This window comes from Campylobacter concisus, from assembly GCF_015229965.1.
GTDB lineage: Bacteria > Campylobacterota > Campylobacteria > Campylobacterales > Campylobacteraceae > Campylobacter_A > Campylobacter_A concisus_BD.
On record NZ_JAAKZB010000030.1, the window covers coordinates 1 to 19,321 of the forward strand.

Genomic DNA, 19,321 nt, shown 5'->3' on the forward strand with positions numbered 1-19,321 from the left:
GTATTGCTTGATCTTTATAATTCTGCTGATAGTTTTAAATATCTACAAAAAAGCATAAAATTTGAAGTAATGGCTATTGTAAAAATATTAAAACATGAGCTTTTAGATATAAAACATGTTGCAGTTATATCTACAATGAGTTCCGGTAAGTCAACCTTTATCAACGCACTTTTAGGAAATGAAATCCTTCCTGAAACTCAGGCTGCCTGCACGGCGAAGATAACTTCCATATATGACAATGATGATTTTAATGACATTAGTGGAGTTGCATTGTATAAAAATAAAGTTGTAGAGACTAAAATCTCAAGCGATAGAAACACGGCTAAAATATGGAATGATGATAATAATATAGACAGAATAGTCTTTGAGGGAAATTTAAAAAATATTTTTAACCACCATCAGGTTATTGCTATTCATGATACTCCTGGTACAAATTTTTCATCTAATGAAGAGCACAAAAAAATAACTCTAAATTTTTTAAAAGAGACAAAACTTGACGTAGTTATTTTTCTTATCAACATTATGTATGCCGGAACAAATGATTTACTTGATCTCTTAGAACAAACATTTGAAATAACAAAAAACAGAAATATACAAATGGTATTTGTACTAAATAAGATAGATGCTATTGACACGCAAAGAGAGAGTCTTGGTGAAATTATAAAAAATACCAAAAAGTTTATACAAAAAACAGGTTTTAAAAATCCAAAATTAATAGTAACATCTGCGAAAGCAGCAAAGCTATTTAAAATGGTTTTGGATGGGTGCTTTGACAAATTTAGTAAGCATGAAAAAAGGAATTTCGATTTATTTTTAGATATTTTTTTAAAAGATTCTATAAGAAATTTTAATTACAAAACAAAAATAGAAGCAAAAGAATGTTATAAGAAAGATATAGTTAATGCGCTAAAGAATACAAACTTTTACAATGTAGAAAAAATTATAAATGGAGGATACTGAGGTGGCAAAAGTATATTTGGAACACAATCCTTTTTCTGGACATACAAAGTGTACAATTGACGGAAAAGATGTAAGCAAAAAGGATGAGTTTTTAAGATGTTGGGGCAATCCAGATAAGTCATTTTTACAAGATTGGGTAGGGGAATTTTTCCAAAGGTTGCATGACATAGAAAATGATGATAAGTATGAAGTTGAGTTTTTCGGCTTACCTTCTGACTATAGAGATCTTGAAAATGTAAAAGATAAATTTTGTGAAGAAAATTCTAGTATAAAAATAAATCTTGTTCAAAAAGATATCTCTATAAAATCATCAGAGGAAAGAGTTATGCAATTAAGAGCTCTTTTTGATGAAATGCAGGAAAACTCACCATATGAGGAGCTTAAGACTAAAGAGTTGAGAGAAAATTTTAGTAATGCCCTAGGAGACGAGGAGGAAATCGGTGTAGTAGCAACTGTGAGTTCCGGTAAATCAACTCTGTTAAATGCTATACTTTATCAGAATCTATTACCGGCTAGAAATGCTGCTACTACAGCAATAGTGGCTAAAATTTATAACGATAAAAGCAAGCATGAGTTTAGAGTTAGCGCAACTGATAGAGACGGCAATTTTATTTGTGACGACATAGTTGCTACTCCCGAAATTTTAGATAAACTAAATAGCAACAAAGAGGTATCCGACTTAAAACTTTTCGGCAATATACCAAATATTAAAGAGTATGGTTTGAGGGTAGTTTTTAGCGATACTCCAGGACCAAACAACAGTACCGACGATACTCATAAGCAGCACACTTATAAATTAATAGGTCAAATTTATAAGCCAATGATACTTTATGTACTAAATGTCACTCAATTTCAAGTAGATGCTGATAAAAATTTATTAAACGATATAGCACAAGAGATGAAAAAATCTGGTATTCAGTCAAAAGATAGATTTATTTTTGTTTTAAATAAGCTAGATGATACTGACCCAGAAACTGGAGAAAGTGCTGGTACAATTATTAAAAATGCGAGAGAATATCTTCAAAAACTTGATATAGCTAATCCTAAAATATTTCCTATTTCTGCTCATTTGTCAAAACTTGCTAGGTTAGCAGAAACTGATTTGACATCGAAAGAAAAACGAGAGAGAAATGGTCTTTTTGGGCTTTTTATTGAGGATGAGGCTTTTCATCTTTATAAACTAGCACCTTTGTCTGTGGAGTCAAGGAAAAAACTTGATGAAAAAATCAAAAAAGCAAAAAATGAGACAAATGAAGAAAAACGCAACCTAGCTTTAGTTGATATATATAGCGGCATACCAGCGCTTGAAATAGCCATAAATGAGTATATAGAAAAATATGCTATTAGACAAAAGATAAAGCTATCTATAGAGACTTTTAAAAAATTCATAGAAACTAAGGCAATTAAGGCAAAAAGTATAAACAATATCAGTAAAAACGAACAAAATAGAGAAGATATTATTAGAGCCCTAGAGTCTATTGAGCAAAAATTAAAAGATGGACATCGGGCTAAATTAATGGAAGAAAGGATAAGGGAATTCGATTTTACTAACAGCGCAAATCAGTTTTTAAATAAAGAAAAAGAGGAACTAGTTAAAATTTTAGGAGAACTATCCAATGTTGAGAATGATATGGATGAGGCTGGTGCAAAAAAATATATAAGCGATTTTAAAGACCAGCTTAAACACTTTAGTATGAGATTTATAGCTCAAATAGATGAAAAGATCAATCTTGGTCTATTAAAGGATATAGAAGAGATGTATGAGGAATATAAAAACTATGCTAAATCTATTATTTCAGAAAGTTCAGATTTTGGTAAAGCTTTTATAGGTGAGATTTCGGTTGAGTCTTTAGTGGATGTAAATTTAGATATCAATAATACATTTAATTCATTTAAAAAAACAATTAAAGAAGAGCGTACTTATTCTACCGGTAATATAGATAAAGCTTGGTATAAGTTTTGGACATGGTTTGACGATGAGTATAAAATTCATAAATATACAACAGAAAAAGAAATTTTTAATGCAAAAGGTTTTTTGGATGAGATGATCCAAAATATCTATAAAAATTTTTCTCCAGCTATGGATGAAGTCAGAGATAAGATATTAGAAAATTCAAGAGAGTTTAAAGATAAATTTCTTAATGATATCAAAAGACTTAAAAAGGCCATGGAAAATAATACTAACAAGCAAATAGAGCTTTTAAGAAACAAAGACAAACTTGAAGAAGCGGTAGCCTTAGAAAATCAGAACATTAAATGGTTAGATGATTTTAGTGGCAAATTAGATCGCGTTTTAGAAATTTAAGGAGCATAAAATGGTTTCAAATAGTTTTAAAGAAAGCGTAAAAAACAAAGAAATAGGTAAGATAAGAAGCATATTTTTTATTATATTTTCAAAAAGATCAAGCTCGAAAGAGATAACAGAATATTTGGATTATTGTCTATCTAATGGCATAGATAGAGATAGTCTTTTTGTAGATCATGATGGGGAATTACTTTTAGATGATGTAAAAAAATGGAATGCAGACTACTATGCAAAGCAAGCAGGAAAGATAGAAAATAATTTTTCAAAAGAACGAATTGCTTTGCTTATGAAAATGTCAGACCATCTATTTACCAAAGAGAATCAAAAACAAGGCAAGATAGAACATAAGAAAAAAGATAATACTCTGATTTATATAGTAGCTGGCACTATTGCTGTAGTGATAGCATTAATATTTTTTTTAAAATAGGAAAAAAATAAAAATGGAAAATTTAGTCAAGCGTAGAGAAACTAATCTTGTGAATTCCCTTAATGTAGCCGATAATATAGTAAATAAAAAATACCTTACAGTTTTAAATGATTATCCTATAGTGCAAGCTAGGAACAATATAAGCAGTACCGAAATAAATAAAATTTCGCGTTTTTATAAACTTGAACAATTTGTATTTGATAAAAGTGAAGACACAAGAGACAAGCTTGTAAGTGTATTTCAGTCTGTAGCATCAGTAAATGCTTCTTTAGTATTTATAATAAATAGTAATAAGGAAAAAATAGATTATTACATTGGCGTTAAAAGCTTTGACAAAAACCCTAATCAAGCTTCTGATCTACTTTATAAAAGTTTGAATGGAAATTTTCCAGGTATTGTTTTTAGTAAGTACGAAGGCATGAAAGATAAAAATGCCATAGTATTAAGCAAGAAAGATTTAACTGAACTAGAGGCAAATATATTTGAAAGAGGCAAAAATGAAAATACTCAAAAAAGTGTATCAGCTATAACTGGGATAGCAGGATTAAGAGCAGAAAGATCTGTGGAATATAGATTTATTCAAGGCATAGAAAGAGTGGCGGATGCTATGCAGGGTGAACAATATACACTAATGATAATAGCTGATCCTATTTCAAATAATAATCTTTTAAATTTACAAAGAAATTATGAAAATTTATATTCAGCTATAAAACCTTTTGAGACCACTGATCTAACTTTTGGAGAAAATGAGAGCAGAAGCGTGACACAAAGCTACTCTCAAAGCATATCTGAGACTATAAATACTAGTATAGCAAATGCCTTAAGCACAACAGATACTACGTCAGTAGGTGATTCAAAAACTTTTGGTGGAAATTTAGGCATTTGTATGATTGGTGGTGTTAACGGATCGGTTAGCACTAACACTGGCGTAAGCTATAGTCAAACAGAAAGCGAAACTAAAACTACTGGCGAAACTCATACTATTTCAGACACAAATAGTTTTTCAGATTCAGACACAAAAGGAACTTCAAAATCTGTACAAATAAAATTTGAAAACAAGGCCATAAGCGAAATTCTAAAGAAGATAGACTTGCAGTTAGAACGTTTACAATCTGCAAACGATGTAGGTATGTGGAATGTAGCGGCATATGCCATAGCTGATAATGAAATAGACTCAAAGACTGTAGCTGCCTCGTATCAATCTATAATAAGAGGTGAGAATTCTGGTATCGAAAACTCATCTATAACGACTTGGAAAGACGAGAATTTAATAAATGCCAAAGAATACCTAAGAAAGCTTTGCCATCCGTTGATCAATTTTGAAGGCAAGGAGGTACAAAGTTCATCTTTGGTAACTAGTAAAGAGCTTGCTATTCACGCTGGATTTCCAGAAAAGAGTGTAGCTGGTTTTGGTGTAAAAAATTTAGCGAGCTTCGGTAGAGAGGTCATAAGCGAGAACAAGAGTAGCAAAGGCATAAAGCTAGGCCAAATTTATCATATGGGAAAAAACTATGAAAGTCCGGTAAATTTAGATTTAAATAGCCTTAGTGGGCATGTTTTTATAACTGGATCAACAGGAAGTGGCAAATCAAACACTGTATATAAAATACTAAACGAAGCAAGAGAAAAAAGCGTTAAATTTTTAGCTATAGAGCCTGCAAAAGGTGAGTATAAACATGTATTTGGAAATGATAAAGGCGTAAGCGTATATGGGACAAATCCGAATTTAACTCCGCTCTTGCGTATAGATCCTTTTAAATTTACTTCAGAGATACATATATTAGAGCATCTTGATAGGCTTGTGGAGATATTTAATGTATGTTGGCCTATGTATGCGGCTATGCCTGCTGTACTTAAAAAAGCTATTGAAAAGTCATATGAAAATGCCGGCTGGGATTTATCATTATCCATAAACAAGATAGACAAAAGGCTTTTTCCAAATTTTATAGATGTTATGCAAAATGTTATTGAAATTATCAATGCTTCAGAATACTCGGATGAAAATAAAGGCAATTATAAAGGTGCGTTGGTAACCAGGCTCGAAAGTCTCACAAATGGACTTAATGGACTTATTTTTTCAAGTGATGATATAAGCGACGATAAGCTTTTTGACGAGAATGTCATAGTTGATCTAAGTAGAGTTGGCTCAATGGAAACTAAAGCTCTGATAATGGGTATTTTGGTAATGAAACTAAGCGAATACAGAATGGCTAAAGGAGATATAAATTCTGAGTTAAAACATATCTGCGTTTTAGAAGAGGCGCATAACTTGCTCAAACGAACGTCTACAGAACAATCGTCTGAGAGTTCTAATCTACTTGGAAAATCGGTTGAAATGCTTGCAAACTCAATAGCTGAAATGAGAACATACGGTGAGGGATTTATCATAGCCGATCAATCGCCAGGACTGCTTGATATGTCAGTAATTCGCAATACAAACACCAAAATCATTATGCGAACACCTGATTTTAACGATAGAGAATTAATAGGTAAGGCTGCTGGCTTAACCGATGAGCAAATAGCTGATATAGTAAAATTTCCAAAAGGCGTAGCTGCCGTATATCAAAACGACTGGATAGAGGCGGTACTATGCAAGGTGGATAAATTTGAAGCTAATGAAACAAAATTTCAAAAACCTGAAAGTTTAAAATATTCAAGTGCAATTGACAACGAGCTAAAAATCAAGCTAGTTAAAATTCTTTTGTCGCATTTTGTAGGTAAAAGAGCAAGAATTGATTTAAACGAACTCTCTAGGGAAGTGTTAAATTCTGCTCTTAGATCGAATATAAAAGTTCAAATTTTAAATATCATAAGAGAAAAGGAATTACCAAAAAATCTCAAAGGAATAAGTGTTATTGTAACCCAGCTTTTTGCAGATTTAGAGGAGCTTGTAAAAATGCTGGTATATGAAGTAAAAGATATTAATGATTTGCTTTGTACGATCGAATCAAATTTGCAACTTGATGAGCAACTCAAAGAGTATCATAAGTTGATAATTAATTGTGTAATAATAGAAGTAAGTTTAAAAAATAAGAATTTAGATAGCTTGGCTTATGCTTGCAATGAAGCCATAAAAGAAAGGAGAATATAAATGTCTATAGAGTCTTTTTTCGCAAAAGAGATAAGTGGAGAGACGGTCAAACCAGATATTTTAAAAAATACCAATGTAGATCAGAGTTTTGATATCTATAAGCCATTTAACTGGTCGCATGCTGAGACAAATCACCCAAATGATATGATGATTGAATACGCTTTTCCAAATACAAATGGACAATGGGATGGCGAAAAAGGCAATAGTACTTGGATGCCGGATGGCGACTATGTACCTAAAAAACCTAGTGGCAATGAAAAAACTTGGGAGGAAATTTTAGCACCGTACGAGGAAGATGGTGTTGAATTTAAAGATGGTGAACCTGATTTTACTCCTTTTTCTGAAGCAAGCGTGGAGATAAAAGATTTCGGGCTGGAGAGAGATGATAATTTTGCTCAAGCAGATGAGGCATTGGCTGAAGAATGGAGCAAGGAGCAAAAAGACGGTAAAAATTGGACTCCAGAAGATATCGAAAAATATAGAAAGGAAAATAAGCTTAGTTGGCACGAAAGAAGCGATCAAAAAACGATGGATTTGGTCCCTCAAGAAATTCACGGTAATATACCGCATTCTGGCGGTATATCTGAAGCGAAAAAATCAAAAGGAGTAGACAATGCTTAAAACCATAAACGATAGCGTATTTGGAGAGATTTCCTATAAGCACTCTTGGTTTAAAGAAGATGAAGTCGTATTTTTTGGAAAGCTTCAAAAAGTAAAAATCAAAATAAAAGCCTTTAAAGGTGAAGAAATTTTACAAAGCCAAAGAGATAACTATAAAATTTTTAAATGGTTTATTCAACAGAATTTGAGTGAAATATATAAAAATTTACAAGAATATTGTGAAAAATTTTACGAAACAAATGAAAAAATAGAGCAAATTTTGGAATTAACGTCGATATATTTCGCAAGAGATGGCTCATGGGGAATGCTTTTTGAGTCAAAATACGATGTTGAAAATGGACTTGCGATATTATTTAATAACGATAGTATGATTGTAAATTCCCAGGATGTGTTATTATAAAAATGCACAACATCCTCATTCTCTACAACCCATACTATCAAAGTGATGTCATCGAGCAACACCTTGAAATTTTAAATAGTAAAGGCAAGGTGGCCTTTGGCAAGATAAAAAGCAAGCGCCGAGATATGATAAATCCTTTTGAGGAGCAAATAGAGCAGTTTGCTCAAGAGTTAAGTTCAAGTGGCAATACCAAATTTTTGCAGCTCTTTTTGACTGATTACTCAAATTTATTTGTAGCAAAGGTCATCTCTATCACAAGTGATGATATGAGCAAGATCGCACCAAGCTACTACAAAGAAAAAGGGCTTGATGTAGAGAAGTGGTTTATGATAAGCGACATAAGAGAGTTAGCTAGGAATGACTTTGAGTGTGTTAGAGATAACTACCTGGCAAATTTTACAGTCAATGGTCATACCTACGCAGTATATGGTAATGCCTACGTATATCCACTCATTATAGATACAAAACAAGATGTTAGCTACTTTGATGACGAGAGTAAATTCTATCCTGATGTCTATAAAAGCACTGAATTTTTAGAGATAAAGCAAAATTTGACTCGCTACTGCTTTGGTCAAAATTTGATAAATCTAATGTACCCAGACAGCATAGAAAACATCATATCAGCAGAGATAGAGTATCTTGACAACATCTCTAACCCACTCTATGACTTTAGCTCGGTCGTAGTCAAATACTCAAAGACCATGGAGCAAGAAATTTATGCTTTTGTCAAAGTGCTTTTAAAAAAGCTGGCAGATAAAAACCCAGCCATCCTAAAAATAGCCTATGAAGTTCAAGGGACAAAATTTACTGTGGCTGATATATTTAACAATAAACCAAATTTAGGAACCTGTAAATTTATATTTAAAAACTATCTTGTCCAAGATGCGCTAGAAGGAAATGTATTGCAAGCCTATGCAACCAAAACTCTACCAAAAGTTATAACATCACTCCAAGATTTGCGAAACGAAACTGTTCATGCCAAAGCCCCTAGTCATGCTGATGTTACAAAACTAAGAGCAAAGATAATAGGCGTAGGAGAAGGTAGCGTGCTTGCTAAACTCGTAAAAGCTAGGGTTGAGGCAAATAAAATTTAGCTTTCACTTTTTGAAGCCATAGCAAGTATAGTAACCAAAGCTTTGTCTGCATTTTTACTACTATGTGTAGTTTCAAAGACTATTGGTAGCGTTTTGGATAGTATTTTGCTCAATGACTGCACCTCTAATTAGCACTGGTATGCCCTCATGAGACATAGCATCTTTAATGTCAGCTATATCTAGCGCCATACTAGAGTCATGTTTATTAAACTCATTTGCAAATAAAGCAGCGCTAGCTATATCTACCAGTTTTTGATCCACATCTTTTAAATATTGTGTCACATTTTATTTTTAAGATAAAATAACTAAAAATTTAAAAGGATTTAATATGCACTCTCACGACAAGATAGCCTTTAGGCTCGCTCAAATTTTAATAAAGCTAAATGACGGAGCAAGACTTAGCATAGATGAGCTCACGGAGGAATTTAGTGTCAATAAAAGAACTATATTAAGAGACTTTGAACGACTAAATGTATTGCCCATAGAAAAAGCAAATGGCAAATACTTTTTGGCTGATTACGCACTTGGTAAGCTTAGCTATAAAGATATCCAGGCATTTGCCATACTTAGTGGAGTGAAGTCTTTGTTTCCGGATCTAGACGATAAATTTATCAGCGACGTTTTAAACGAGAAGCTAAACAAGGCCTATCTCATCAAAAATCAAGGCTTTGAAGACCTGCAAATCTCAAGAGCTGAGTTTGAAGAGATAAGCGCTGCTATCATTAAAAACAAGATAGTTGAGTGCTCTTATAACGCCAAATTTAGATCACTAAAACCATATAAACTGATAAACAATAACGGTATCTGGTATCTGCTGGCAGATGATAGTGGTAGGCTTAAAAATTTCACCCTTTCAAAGCTTGAAAATATAAAGATAAAAGAGAGCGCATTTAAGCCAAATGAAGAATTTACAAACCGCATCAAGCAAAACGACACAAACTGGTTTTCAGACGTTAAATTTGAAGTGACGCTAGAGATAAAAAGCGAGGCGATGAGCTACTTTAAAAGAAAGAAATTCTTACCAAATTTTAAAACAATAAGCGAAGATAAAGACAAGATCATCCTAAGCACAGAGGTAGCCTACGACGATGAGATCCTGCGCGTGGTCAAATACTGGCTGCCATTTATCAAGATAAAAGAGCCTGAGTATCTAAGGGTGAAATTTAAGAAATTGCTTGAGGAGTATTTGAGATAGCACAACAAACTACCATATCCATCACTTATCCCATAAAACCAAACGGCAATGCAAACATATCATCGCCCACCTATTCCAAAATCCTCGTGGCAATAGTTATTTCTTAGCATTTTTAAGTTGTCGCTATTTATTTTATTTTGCTTTGCTATCTCTTCAAATTTATCTCTTGCCATTAGCATATCTGCTATGATCTCTTTAAACTCGCTGTCATTTATCTCGAATTTTGATTTTATATCATAAAAAAGCTGGACTGACGGCAAGCTTTTAAAACCCACAAAATTTAAAGCATGGTTTTGTTTTGAGTAGATTATAGGTGTTGGTGTTATATCAAATGCAGGGGATAAATTCCAGCTTTTTGTTTTTTCATCATATAGCACGCCATGATTTCTTAGGTGATCGTCCGTGTTGCCAAATAAGCCGTTAAAAACCATACGTCGAAAAAGCTCTTTTTTGTTTTTACCATCAAGCACGCTAGCTAGATCGCAGTAACTCTTATCGTTACTTTCATCGCCATCTCTAACCCCAAGCAAGGTCATAGCCGATTTATAAGGTATTCTCTTATTGCCGTTTCTGTCAAATCTTTTGACAAGCAAAGCCGTGCCTTTTGCCGTTTCAAAAAGCTCACTTTGACATACGTTTATTTTTGCGATACTGGCAACATCTAGCATAGTCCTTTCACTACGAGAAATTTGCCTATATTCATCCTTTATGGACGGGAATTTGACTATGTAAAGCTCATTGTCTTTTAATACGCTTGCCTTCGGTCTAGCTCCACCCAAGCTTCCGCTAGGTGCAAGCAAATTTTTAATATCACTTTCAAGGCTCTCACCACGCTCAATTCTTTGTGATGATATACAAAGCTCGCTAACGTGAGTTAGTTTTGGAATATCGTTTGTAGCTGATACAAATTCGCACTCTTTTTCTATTCTGAGTGAGCCTATACGAAAATAGTCACTTACTCCAAGCATATATTCGCTCTCTGTAAGTTCGCTACCAGCTTTTCGCTTTTGGATTAGCTTACCCCATATATTTGGACTTATATCGCAAAACGCTCCCCATAGATTTTTAGATACAAACTGCGTATCTTGTAATGGCAAATTTGGATCTATCTCAAAGCCATTTTTTAGCCACTCTTTATCATATTCAAAATAATATGTTTCATTTCTGCCTACGGCATACACTTTAAGAAATCCCACAAGAACATCGTTGCTATATATTTTTAAAGTATCACTCATAACTGCGTCCTGTAATGTTATAAAAATCTGTGAATATAATATATTTTTTAGATTATGTTTTAATTCTTCACATTAGAGAAAGAGTATGATTATAAAACAAATAAAAGTGGCAAGTTAATTATTGTCTTGTAAATATTGTTTTAACATATCTATAGCACTCTGCTGCATAGAAACATATTTATTTAGAAGATACATAAAAAGTAAACTTAAAACAACTACTATAATAATCATTGTATATCCGGATACAGTACGAGTTTCTCCAATAAAAAGCAAAGCTATAAAAAAAGGAATAAACGCCACAATATTGCCAACAGTTCTTATAATAGACCATAACAATTTTGATAAAGTTCCCGTTTCATTTGTAGTTAAATTTTTATAGTTGATTACTTTATAACCATTTGCACATACTACCATATCATCACCTTGCGACAAAGTATTGTTTTGAGTTTTAAGAATAAACTGCCTACCATCTATCCTAAAAGTCGAACTATATGTATTAGATGTAGATATATCACCCTTGCCCTTTCTTACGCTACCGCTAACATTTGTTTCTAAATTTGTTCTTAGATTATCTATTGTTCCTCTATAAATTTTTAAATTAGACACTATTTGTTCCTTGAGTTTTAAATAAGATTTACTAAATCGAACCTGGGTGGATTTTTAGCCACGACATCATCTTGCTACTTATAAAGACTCTTATTAATTTTATTAAAATTTAATAAAGATCTTTTTATATTTTTACTGTTATTATATCTAAATTCGATTTCCTTTAAATACAAAAAGAAATTCTCTTTCTCTTAGCTTTCCTTCGGTCACTAGTGCTACTATGCCAAATCCCTTTAAATTTTAATAAACTATGTTTGGCATATACCCGAAAGTTTCTATGGTTTTTTGTCTGCAGCTTCTTGTAAAGTAGTAAGCGCAGCGTATCTGAAATCCATTCTTAGAGTGTTATACTTTATAATGAGCTCTGGATACATAATCTAATAATCCGTCATAAGATTTCAGCAATCAGAATAGACAGTAAAACTATCAAGCTCTAAATCCTTGTTGCCGTCACGCTTTAGTATACCCAGTTTTGCTCGCAGTAATGGGCTAGGCAAAGAAGTTAAGCACGGAAGTTTTGTTTTGCCACTCCTCTACCTCTTTTCTCTCATTACTCTTTTATATCCAAAGTAGCTTTCATAAATCTATATCTCGCCTGAAAACTTAGATATATTTCCATACTCTTTATACATAAGAATTCTTATTTTTCTAAAGATTTTACATAGTGTTACTTCTGAAATTTCAGTTAAATTTGATATCTTTGATGTTTCTATTTATTCTATGAAGTATTTTAGAATTTCTTTAATTTTAGCTTCAGAAATTCTTAAACAGACTATATACTTTTTAACTTCGCTATGCTCGTTATTTTTAAGACTATAGCTCTCATTGTAACATACTGGTCCTTATTTTCTTTTTTAGAAATTCTAGTATAAAGTAGGGCAAAAGTTAATACAAAATAGAATATTATTATTTTATTTTTAATAAAAACATATAGACATATCGGTGTAATTTTTAAGATTTTTCCTATTTCGCAACAAAATTATGCGACTTATAAAAATTACGTAATTCCTTAAAAACATAAAGAGGACTTAGCGTCTTGAAAATGTTTAATGCCGAGTTACAGACCCAAACAAGCTACTTTGTTTGACTAAAATTTAGCCACTTCTTCGGTTCGATTTATATCGTTCATAGTTTGTCTTTGTTGTTCTATTCGCCTCATCTCTTTCTTAACCATATCCCCAGTAGCGTCTGCATAGATCATAGTAGTCTGTATCTTTTTGTGCCTAAGAGCTTTTTGGATAACGCCCAAATTCGTATTTTTCTCAACCATATTCATAGCAAACGAGTGCCTTAATATATGGCAACCTCTTTTATTTACTATGCCACACTTTCTATATATGCGCTCTAGCAAAGTATATACGCATTGCCTAGAAATAGGCTTATCGCCGTTTTTATTTGTAAAAATATAGCTTTCAGGTGGATATATGCTAGATAGCTTCTCGAAATCATTTTCTGTGTGGCTTTTTGGTATATATGCCGTTTGATACTCTCCACCTTTGGCTAGTATATTTATATCGTAAAATTCTCCGTCATCACTCTCTTGAAAGTCACAAAATTTAAGATTTAGTGCCTCGCTTATTCTTAGCCCACTTTTTAGCATTAGTTTTATAAGCAATGAATTTCTATAATTTTTAATGTATCTATGCTCAGGTTTTTTAACCAGCTTATTTTCTATATAGTCTAAAATTTTATCTCTTTCACCCTCTTTCATAAAATTTTCAAATTTATTTACTTTTTTCTTGGCGATCTTATAATTGTCTAGTATTTTCTCTAAATCTATAAGCTTATCGTTATTATTAGTAATATACTTAAAGAAAATCTTTAAAATAGTTAAATAACTAATCTTTGTTGAGCTTGATATGCTTTTAGCCCTAGTAGCACTCTTTTTGTGTTGTTTTTTTCTATATAAGTCATTTAACCATATAAAATAATCAGTTATATGCTTCTGACTTAGATTATTAAAGCTAATTACATCATTATTCTCGTAACAAAACTCTACAAAGCCGTCAAGACAATTTCTATATGTATTAATTGTGTTAATACTCTTGTCTGCTATCTTATTATAAGAAATGAAACTATCTCTATAATTTGCCATCTCGTCTGCAAAGTCTAATTTCTCATTATTTTTCATAAAATTCTCCTTTTATTTTACATAATAAGCCATTATGTAAAATATTTTTTACGATTTGTCACAAGGACAGATTTTTTAACCGCTCTTATTTTTAATAATTATTATGTAAATATATTTAGAGATTATATCATAATAGATTGTGTTGTCAAGTAATAAATATATATTTTTATTTAAAATATTATTTTTAACAAAAAGCTAAATATTATAGACTTTTGTATTGATTTTTTTATTATTATTGGCTATATTATTATAAATTTAGTTTTAAACTTTTAAAAGGTGGTTTGGCTATGCAAAAAGTATCATCTCTTGAAATTTTACTATATGAAAAGAGAAATAATATAAAAAATGGCTTTTATCATTTAAATCAAATAGCTTTTGCGTATAATTCTAACCACATTGAGGGTAGTCGTTTAACAAAAGAGCAAACAAGACATATCTATGAAACAAGCTCATTTTTTTCTGAAAAAGATGGCGAAGAGATAAAAATAAATGATGTTATAGAAACTAGAAACCATTTTAAGGCATTTGACTATATATTAGAAAAAATTCACGAGCCTATCACGCAAGATTTTTTAAAAGAGCTTCATAGAATTTTAAAGAATGGGACTAGCGATGATGTAATAGGCGACTATAAGAAAACAGCAAATTATATAGGGGATTTTTCAACTACTAAACCAAAACAAGTTACGCAAGAGATAGAAAGGCTACTTAGTGAATACACTATAAAAACTAATATAGATATAAAAGATATTATAGATTTTCATTATAAATTTGAAAGAATACACCCATTTGAAGATGGCAATGGTAGAATTGGTAGGTTAATAATGTTTAAAGAGTGCCTAAGAAATGGCATTGTCCCTTTTATAATAGATATAGAGCACCAGGCATTTTACTATCGTGGGCTTAAAAATTATGAGAACCAAAAGGGATTTTTAATAGATACTTGTTTGTCTTGCCAAGATGAATACGAGGCTATTTTAAAGGACTATATCGATGGTGCAAGCATTGATCTAAATGAAGCATATTCTACACTTGAAAAAGTTATGTCAGAATTTGGGACAAAAATAGATGGAGAGGCTTAAAAATTTCCCAGAAAAAAGTTCAAAAAGCATTGGGTTATATTGAATTAGAGGGCATTAAGAAATAAAATCAGAAAGGAAAGAACAATGGCGTTAAAAAAGATAGAGCTTCCAGACGAGCTTTTGGCAAAGCTAGGTGCGACAAAAAGCCCAAAAGAGTTGGGCGAAATAGTAGAGAGTTATGTAGTAGTAGGGATGGAGTGTATTAGATTTCCAAAAGATAATATAATGCTTTATAACGTTATTTTAGATCTTGCAACAAGGCTTGGCAAAGAACAAGAAATAAATACTATGGTTAAAGAAGCTCTCAAAGAGATAAATCAGAAAATTTTGAGTGAGCTATAAAATTAGTTAAAAATATTGACTAATATAGTATTCTTAATATAAAAAAATAATTTTATTTAAATTTACAATTATTTGAATATTAAAAAATAAAAAACAATATTTTTTAATAATTTACTAGTTTTTATAATAATTAAACATATTATTAAATAAAAATAAAAGATATTTAATGAAAAAAGCATATATTTTAAAAAACAAAGACGTCGATATTTTGGAATTTAATGTCTGTTTTGAAAAAGAGATGTTTAGGGGTTTTGAAAAGGAGATTACTCATCTAATCAACGTTAAAATTTTACACCAGGATATGGTGCCATATGAAATAAAAAAGAGCCCGCAAAACATTAAAGAATCGCTAGAGAACTGGATTAGAAATAGAAAAATCCCAAAGAATAGAGAATTTGTTAATGAAATTCTAGCTAGTAGCGGCATAACAAGAGAAGATAATTTTATGGCCTATATCAACATATCCTTTGGGCTTTCTCTTAATGATTGCTATTGGGTGGTATCAAACGAGCAAGACTACAAATGGTCTGATTATAATTTATATAGCAATTCTTTCAATGAAACACTTGCATTAGTTGCCTTTACTGGCATATCAACAAGACTAAAAGAGCTATCTGTTTCTCCAGAATTAACAACAAATGGTATGCTAAAGAAATGTTGGCATAAAAATGAAAGTAGTGGCAAGATTGAACTATATAAAGGCAGCAATACAAAAAGCACAGAAGGCGGATATGAAGCATATTGTGAATATTATATGGCCCAAATCGCAAAAGCACTAAATTTAAATGCAATAGGCTATGATCTAGTCGCTTTCAAAAAAGAAATTGTAAGTTCTTGTGAGCTTTTTACCAGTGAAAAGTATGGCTATTTACCAATTTACTACTGCTTAGACAAGAGCGATATAAAGTCAGACAAACTAAATTTGATGAAAAAAATAGAAGAAATTTATGGCAAAGAAGCATTTGAGGATTTAATGCTCTTTGATGCCTTGATACTAAATACAGATAGACATTTAGGCAATTTTGGCATGTTAATAGATAATGAAAGCCAAAAGCTAATTAAGGCAGCACCAATCTTTGATAATGGTCTATCCTTTTTAAATTTTATAGTTCAGGAAGAATTGAAAAACATAGATAGCTTGATGGAGGATAAGATAAGCTGGTTTGAGTTAAATTTTGATGATCAGGCTAAGATGTTTGCTATGCCAAGACATATAGGACGACTTGAAAAGTTATCTAACTTTAAGTTTGAGCGACATGAATTTTATAACCTAGATGAAGAGATCTTGCGAGTAGCAGAAAATTTCATATCAAAGAGAAGCCAGGCGATATTAAATATGGCTATTGATACTCTAAATAAAATAAGCCAATCTTAAATTTTACAACATAGAAATATAAATATGATTACTAGTTTTTTTAAAAAATCAATTTTTATAAAATCTTTTTTTGATTTTTTTAATTTTAGGTCGTGGAATTCACTATAAATTTTAAAAAAATAGTTATTTTGCTTTTGGGGGTCCAATGGACCCCCAAATAATAAAAATTATTTTTCAATAAATACTTTTTAAAATTTTTATATTTTTAGTAGTAAAAATTTAAATAAAATATTACTAAAATTACGTTGTTTTTTGCGGGTCCATTAGACCCGCAAACTATAAAAATTATCTTTTCATAAAAATAATCTATTTTTATGATTTTCTAGATAGTACAAATTTTAAATATTTTTCAAATTTTTAATTTTAGGTCGTGAAATTTAACAAAAATCATTTGTGAGTATTGCACACTCTTAAATTAAATTTATGAGCAGCCCCAAAAACTCTTGTTATGTAAAAATATTATATAGCAAAAATTATTTATAATTTTGATTTAAAACCGTCCTTTTAAAATAAAAATATTTTTTTCTGGGAAAAAATTTTCTACTATAATAAATTTTGTATCATTTTTTGGGAAAAATTAAGTAGGCAATAAGGCGAAAAAATGTAAATTCGTGTCAAAAAATGAAAAAAGGACAAATATGGCAAGAGAGATTATAGACCTTGAAAAATCTCGTTCTACGAGTGCCAGGCTTTACAATCGTACACAAGAGATAGTAGATAGCCAAACAGGTGAAGTAAAAACGATAGTAACAAGCTTTTTACAAAAAGAACAGTCAAAAGACGCGTTTATAAAAGTATTTGTTGAAAACTTAGACTTTTTAGTTGAAAATCTTTCAAACAATGCTAGAACGGTTTTTTTAGTGATGATAAAAAATGTCAATTATAAGAACATATTTAAATATGATAGTGATTTTGTCAAATACTTTGAAGAAAGGAAAATTTTAGCAAAATCGAGCGTGTATCGAGCCCTGAAAGAGTTAGAAGATAAGCAGGCAATTTTTAAAATCAGCGAAAATGACAAGGATAAATTTGACATCATAGGTAAAAACTCATTTATGCTCAACCCACAAATCGTAGGCAAAGGCTCAATAAAAGACCTCAAACAACTAAGGCAAACGACTGTTAAAACATTTAATTTCGAAACGCTCGAAATGACAAAAGAAATTTTAACTGATGCAGCCTATGATGGATTTGACAAGGTTTTGGCAGCCCCTGATGATTTTCAGATCGATAGCGTAAAACAGATCCAACATTCGGCAAATAAGAGTGAAACTGAGATCGTGATATCAAAAAAACACGATGAAGAACCAGCAGAGGTCAAACCAGAAGCCATTGAGGTAAAATCTGAAAGAGTAAATGAAACAGCAAGCGGCGTAGAGGGTGATATTGCAGATATTATGAAATTTGTTGGAGCGTTTAAGGGTGATTTTAAAGGCGATGCTAAGTCACTTAGGGCTGCTAAATCAGATGAACTAAACCAAAGGGATGAATAATGAAAGTTTTTTTTGACCTAAATATTATTATTGATATTATTGATACTGATAGAGCAAATAACCAAAAAGCTGTTGCACTCATGCAAAATTTAATGCGAAATGGCACTGACATTGTTATTAGTGAAGATAGTATTAGCACACTTTATTACAATTTACGTCATTCAAAACAAAAACAGCTTATATTGCTTGACTTTCTAGAAGTGATAACTCAAAAATGGCAGCTAGCAAGCTTTGGTGTCGAAACAATAAAGAAGGCTATAAAGTACTCTAAAAATTCTAACGCCGACTTGGAGGATGCATTGCAATACTTTTGCGCAGATAAAGAAGGCTGCGAAGTTATATACACATGCGATAAAAACTTCCCAAAAATTGCTATTGCTGTAAAAAATTATGATTAATTATAATTTCTTGGGAAAAATTTTGCTAGTGTGGTTAAATTTTTCCCACACAGAAAACCATTTTTCCCAGTCATGGGAAAATATAAAATGGCTACGGTCCACGAAATTACCGCACTTTAAGACCATTTTTTATAGCGTTTTCCCTTCTTATTCTTTTCTTTTTGCCGGAACCAAAAATAAGGTAAATCAAAAGTAAATAACTTTTGAACTTTTATAATTGTGCTATTAATTTTTTGCAAGCAAAAAATTCGCACAAAAACAAAACACCAAAAAAGAAAGACTATTATCATTGGTTTATTTTATGGTCTTTGGTTTTTCTTTAATGTAAGTACTTTTTTACAAATGGAGGGCAGTATTTGTTTCTTTTTTTGGGAAAAAATTTTATATAAGATCAAATTTTGTGTTTTTTTGGGAGATTTTTTATTTCATTAAGAGATAATATTTTTGTTGTTGATTATATTTTTATATCCTGATTGATGTTACTTGTTTTTACAAGATCAATAAAAATAAGTTCAAAGTTTTTATTGAATTTATAAAAGTGTTATTGTAAAGAGGGATATAGAAAC

At 31.3% G+C, this 19,321-nt stretch carries 17 protein-coding genes and 1 pseudogene; 13 read left to right on the forward strand and 5 right to left on the reverse strand.

Annotated elements, in window-relative coordinates; all coding sequences use genetic code 11:
- From G6W43_RS09705 to G6W43_RS09735, 7 genes are all read left to right on the forward strand, one after another.
- On the forward strand, window positions 1–960 hold a 960-nt coding region (locus tag G6W43_RS09705; protein ID WP_194169701.1), incomplete at its 5' end, for a dynamin family protein.
- Between the two features lies 1 nt (window position 961).
- Window positions 962–3,265 carry a dynamin family protein gene (locus tag G6W43_RS09710; RefSeq protein ID WP_194169702.1) on the forward strand — a complete coding sequence of 768 codons (2,304 nt, stop codon included), beginning with the start codon at window positions 962–964 and terminating at the stop codon, window positions 3,263–3,265.
- Window positions 3,266–3,275: 10 nt separating this feature from the next.
- Window positions 3,276–3,692, forward strand: a complete 417-nt coding sequence (locus tag G6W43_RS09715; RefSeq protein WP_103580974.1) for a hypothetical protein — start codon at window positions 3,276–3,278, stop codon at window positions 3,690–3,692.
- 13 nt (window positions 3,693–3,705) lie between these two features.
- The gene (locus G6W43_RS09720) at window positions 3,706–6,783 is read left to right on the forward strand and encodes an ATP-binding protein (RefSeq protein WP_103580975.1); all 3,078 of its coding nucleotides are present in this window, start codon (window positions 3,706–3,708) and stop codon (window positions 6,781–6,783) included.
- Window positions 6,784–7,404: an HNH endonuclease gene (locus G6W43_RS09725; RefSeq protein WP_103580976.1), complete on the forward strand. Its 621-nt coding sequence runs from the start codon at window positions 6,784–6,786 to the stop codon at window positions 7,402–7,404.
- Window positions 7,397–7,804, forward strand: coding sequence for a DUF6985 domain-containing protein (locus G6W43_RS09730; protein ID WP_103646391.1), 408 nt, complete (start codon window positions 7,397–7,399; stop codon window positions 7,802–7,804). The genes G6W43_RS09725 and G6W43_RS09730 overlap by 8 nt, the downstream gene beginning before the upstream one ends.
- Before the next feature lie 2 nt (window positions 7,805–7,806).
- On the forward strand, window positions 7,807–8,898 hold the full coding sequence (locus G6W43_RS09735) for an HP0729 family protein (protein ID WP_103581649.1): 1,092 nt from the start codon (window positions 7,807–7,809) through the stop codon (window positions 8,896–8,898).
- 72 nt (window positions 8,899–8,970) lie between these two features.
- On the opposite strand, the gene G6W43_RS09740 is transcribed toward G6W43_RS09735, so the two are convergent.
- On the reverse strand, window positions 8,971–9,159 hold the full coding sequence (locus G6W43_RS09740; RefSeq protein WP_103646390.1) for a hypothetical protein: 189 nt from the start codon (window positions 9,157–9,159) through the stop codon (window positions 8,971–8,973).
- Window positions 9,160–9,226: 67 nt separating this feature from the next.
- On the opposite strand from G6W43_RS09740, the gene G6W43_RS09745 reads away from it, so the two are divergent.
- Window positions 9,227–10,093 (forward strand): helix-turn-helix transcriptional regulator, encoded by an 867-nt coding sequence (locus tag G6W43_RS09745; protein WP_103646389.1) that lies wholly within the window; start codon window positions 9,227–9,229, stop codon window positions 10,091–10,093.
- 59 nt (window positions 10,094–10,152) lie between these two features.
- Here G6W43_RS09745 and G6W43_RS09750 read toward each other — a convergent pair whose 3' ends face one another.
- The 4 genes and pseudogenes from G6W43_RS09750 to G6W43_RS09760 form a co-directional block, all read right to left on the reverse strand.
- Entirely contained in the window at window positions 10,153–11,328 is a 1,176-nt protein-coding gene (locus G6W43_RS09750; protein ID WP_181001837.1) for a type II toxin-antitoxin system HipA family toxin, read from the reverse strand.
- Between the two features lie 114 nt (window positions 11,329–11,442).
- On the reverse strand, window positions 11,443–11,934 hold the full coding sequence (locus G6W43_RS09755; protein WP_194169703.1) for a hypothetical protein: 492 nt from the start codon (window positions 11,932–11,934) through the stop codon (window positions 11,443–11,445).
- Between the two features lie 74 nt (window positions 11,935–12,008).
- Window positions 12,009–12,710: pseudogene (locus G6W43_RS10720) on the reverse strand (IS1595 family transposase).
- Between the two features lie 311 nt (window positions 12,711–13,021).
- Window positions 13,022–14,065: a tyrosine-type recombinase/integrase gene (locus tag G6W43_RS09760; RefSeq protein WP_194169704.1), complete on the reverse strand. Its 1,044-nt coding sequence runs from the start codon at window positions 14,063–14,065 to the stop codon at window positions 13,022–13,024.
- Between the two features lie 287 nt (window positions 14,066–14,352).
- Between G6W43_RS09760 and G6W43_RS09765 the strand changes: the two genes are divergently transcribed.
- From G6W43_RS09765 to G6W43_RS09785, 5 genes are all read left to right on the forward strand, one after another.
- Window positions 14,353–15,147: a Fic family protein gene (locus G6W43_RS09765; protein WP_103581279.1), complete on the forward strand. Its 795-nt coding sequence runs from the start codon at window positions 14,353–14,355 to the stop codon at window positions 15,145–15,147.
- An 84-nt stretch (window positions 15,148–15,231) separates the two neighbouring features.
- Window positions 15,232–15,489: a hypothetical protein gene (locus tag G6W43_RS09770; protein ID WP_103581280.1), complete on the forward strand. Its 258-nt coding sequence runs from the start codon at window positions 15,232–15,234 to the stop codon at window positions 15,487–15,489.
- A gap of 166 nt (window positions 15,490–15,655) precedes the next feature.
- On the forward strand, window positions 15,656–16,864 hold the full coding sequence (locus G6W43_RS09775) for a HipA family kinase (RefSeq protein WP_194169705.1): 1,209 nt from the start codon (window positions 15,656–15,658) through the stop codon (window positions 16,862–16,864).
- A 638-nt stretch (window positions 16,865–17,502) separates the two neighbouring features.
- Complete coding sequence (locus tag G6W43_RS09780) at window positions 17,503–18,357, forward strand: hypothetical protein (protein ID WP_103581998.1); 855 nt, start codon at window positions 17,503–17,505, stop codon at window positions 18,355–18,357.
- The gene (locus G6W43_RS09785; RefSeq protein WP_012000868.1) at window positions 18,357–18,755 is read left to right on the forward strand and encodes a type II toxin-antitoxin system VapC family toxin; all 399 of its coding nucleotides are present in this window, start codon (window positions 18,357–18,359) and stop codon (window positions 18,753–18,755) included. The genes G6W43_RS09780 and G6W43_RS09785 overlap by 1 nt, the downstream gene beginning before the upstream one ends.
- The last annotated feature ends 566 nt before the right edge of the window (window positions 18,756–19,321 follow it).

Bases quoted from the DNA above. Each gene is read 5' to 3' on its own strand.
- G6W43_RS09715 (WP_103580974.1), top strand. From the start codon at position 3,276: ATGGTTTCAAATAGTTTTAAAGAAAGCGTAAAAAACAAAGAAATAGGT.
- G6W43_RS09720 (WP_103580975.1), top strand. From the start codon at position 3,706: ATGGAAAATTTAGTCAAGCGTAGAGAAACTAATCTTGTGAATTCCCTT.
- G6W43_RS09725 (WP_103580976.1), top strand. From the start codon at position 6,784: ATGTCTATAGAGTCTTTTTTCGCAAAAGAGATAAGTGGAGAGACGGTC.
- G6W43_RS09730 (WP_103646391.1), top strand. From the start codon at position 7,397: ATGCTTAAAACCATAAACGATAGCGTATTTGGAGAGATTTCCTATAAG.
- G6W43_RS09735 (WP_103581649.1), top strand. From the start codon at position 7,807: ATGCACAACATCCTCATTCTCTACAACCCATACTATCAAAGTGATGTC.
- G6W43_RS09745 (WP_103646389.1), top strand. From the start codon at position 9,227: ATGCACTCTCACGACAAGATAGCCTTTAGGCTCGCTCAAATTTTAATA.
- G6W43_RS09750 (WP_181001837.1), bottom strand. From the start codon at position 11,328: ATGAGTGATACTTTAAAAATATATAGCAACGATGTTCTTGTGGGATTT.
- G6W43_RS09760 (WP_194169704.1), bottom strand. From the start codon at position 14,065: ATGAAAAATAATGAGAAATTAGACTTTGCAGACGAGATGGCAAATTAT.
- G6W43_RS09765 (WP_103581279.1), top strand. From the start codon at position 14,353: ATGCAAAAAGTATCATCTCTTGAAATTTTACTATATGAAAAGAGAAAT.
- G6W43_RS09770 (WP_103581280.1), top strand. From the start codon at position 15,232: ATGGCGTTAAAAAAGATAGAGCTTCCAGACGAGCTTTTGGCAAAGCTA.
- G6W43_RS09775 (WP_194169705.1), top strand. From the start codon at position 15,656: ATGAAAAAAGCATATATTTTAAAAAACAAAGACGTCGATATTTTGGAA.
- G6W43_RS09780 (WP_103581998.1), top strand. From the start codon at position 17,503: ATGGCAAGAGAGATTATAGACCTTGAAAAATCTCGTTCTACGAGTGCC.
- G6W43_RS09785 (WP_012000868.1), top strand. From the start codon at position 18,357: ATGAAAGTTTTTTTTGACCTAAATATTATTATTGATATTATTGATACT.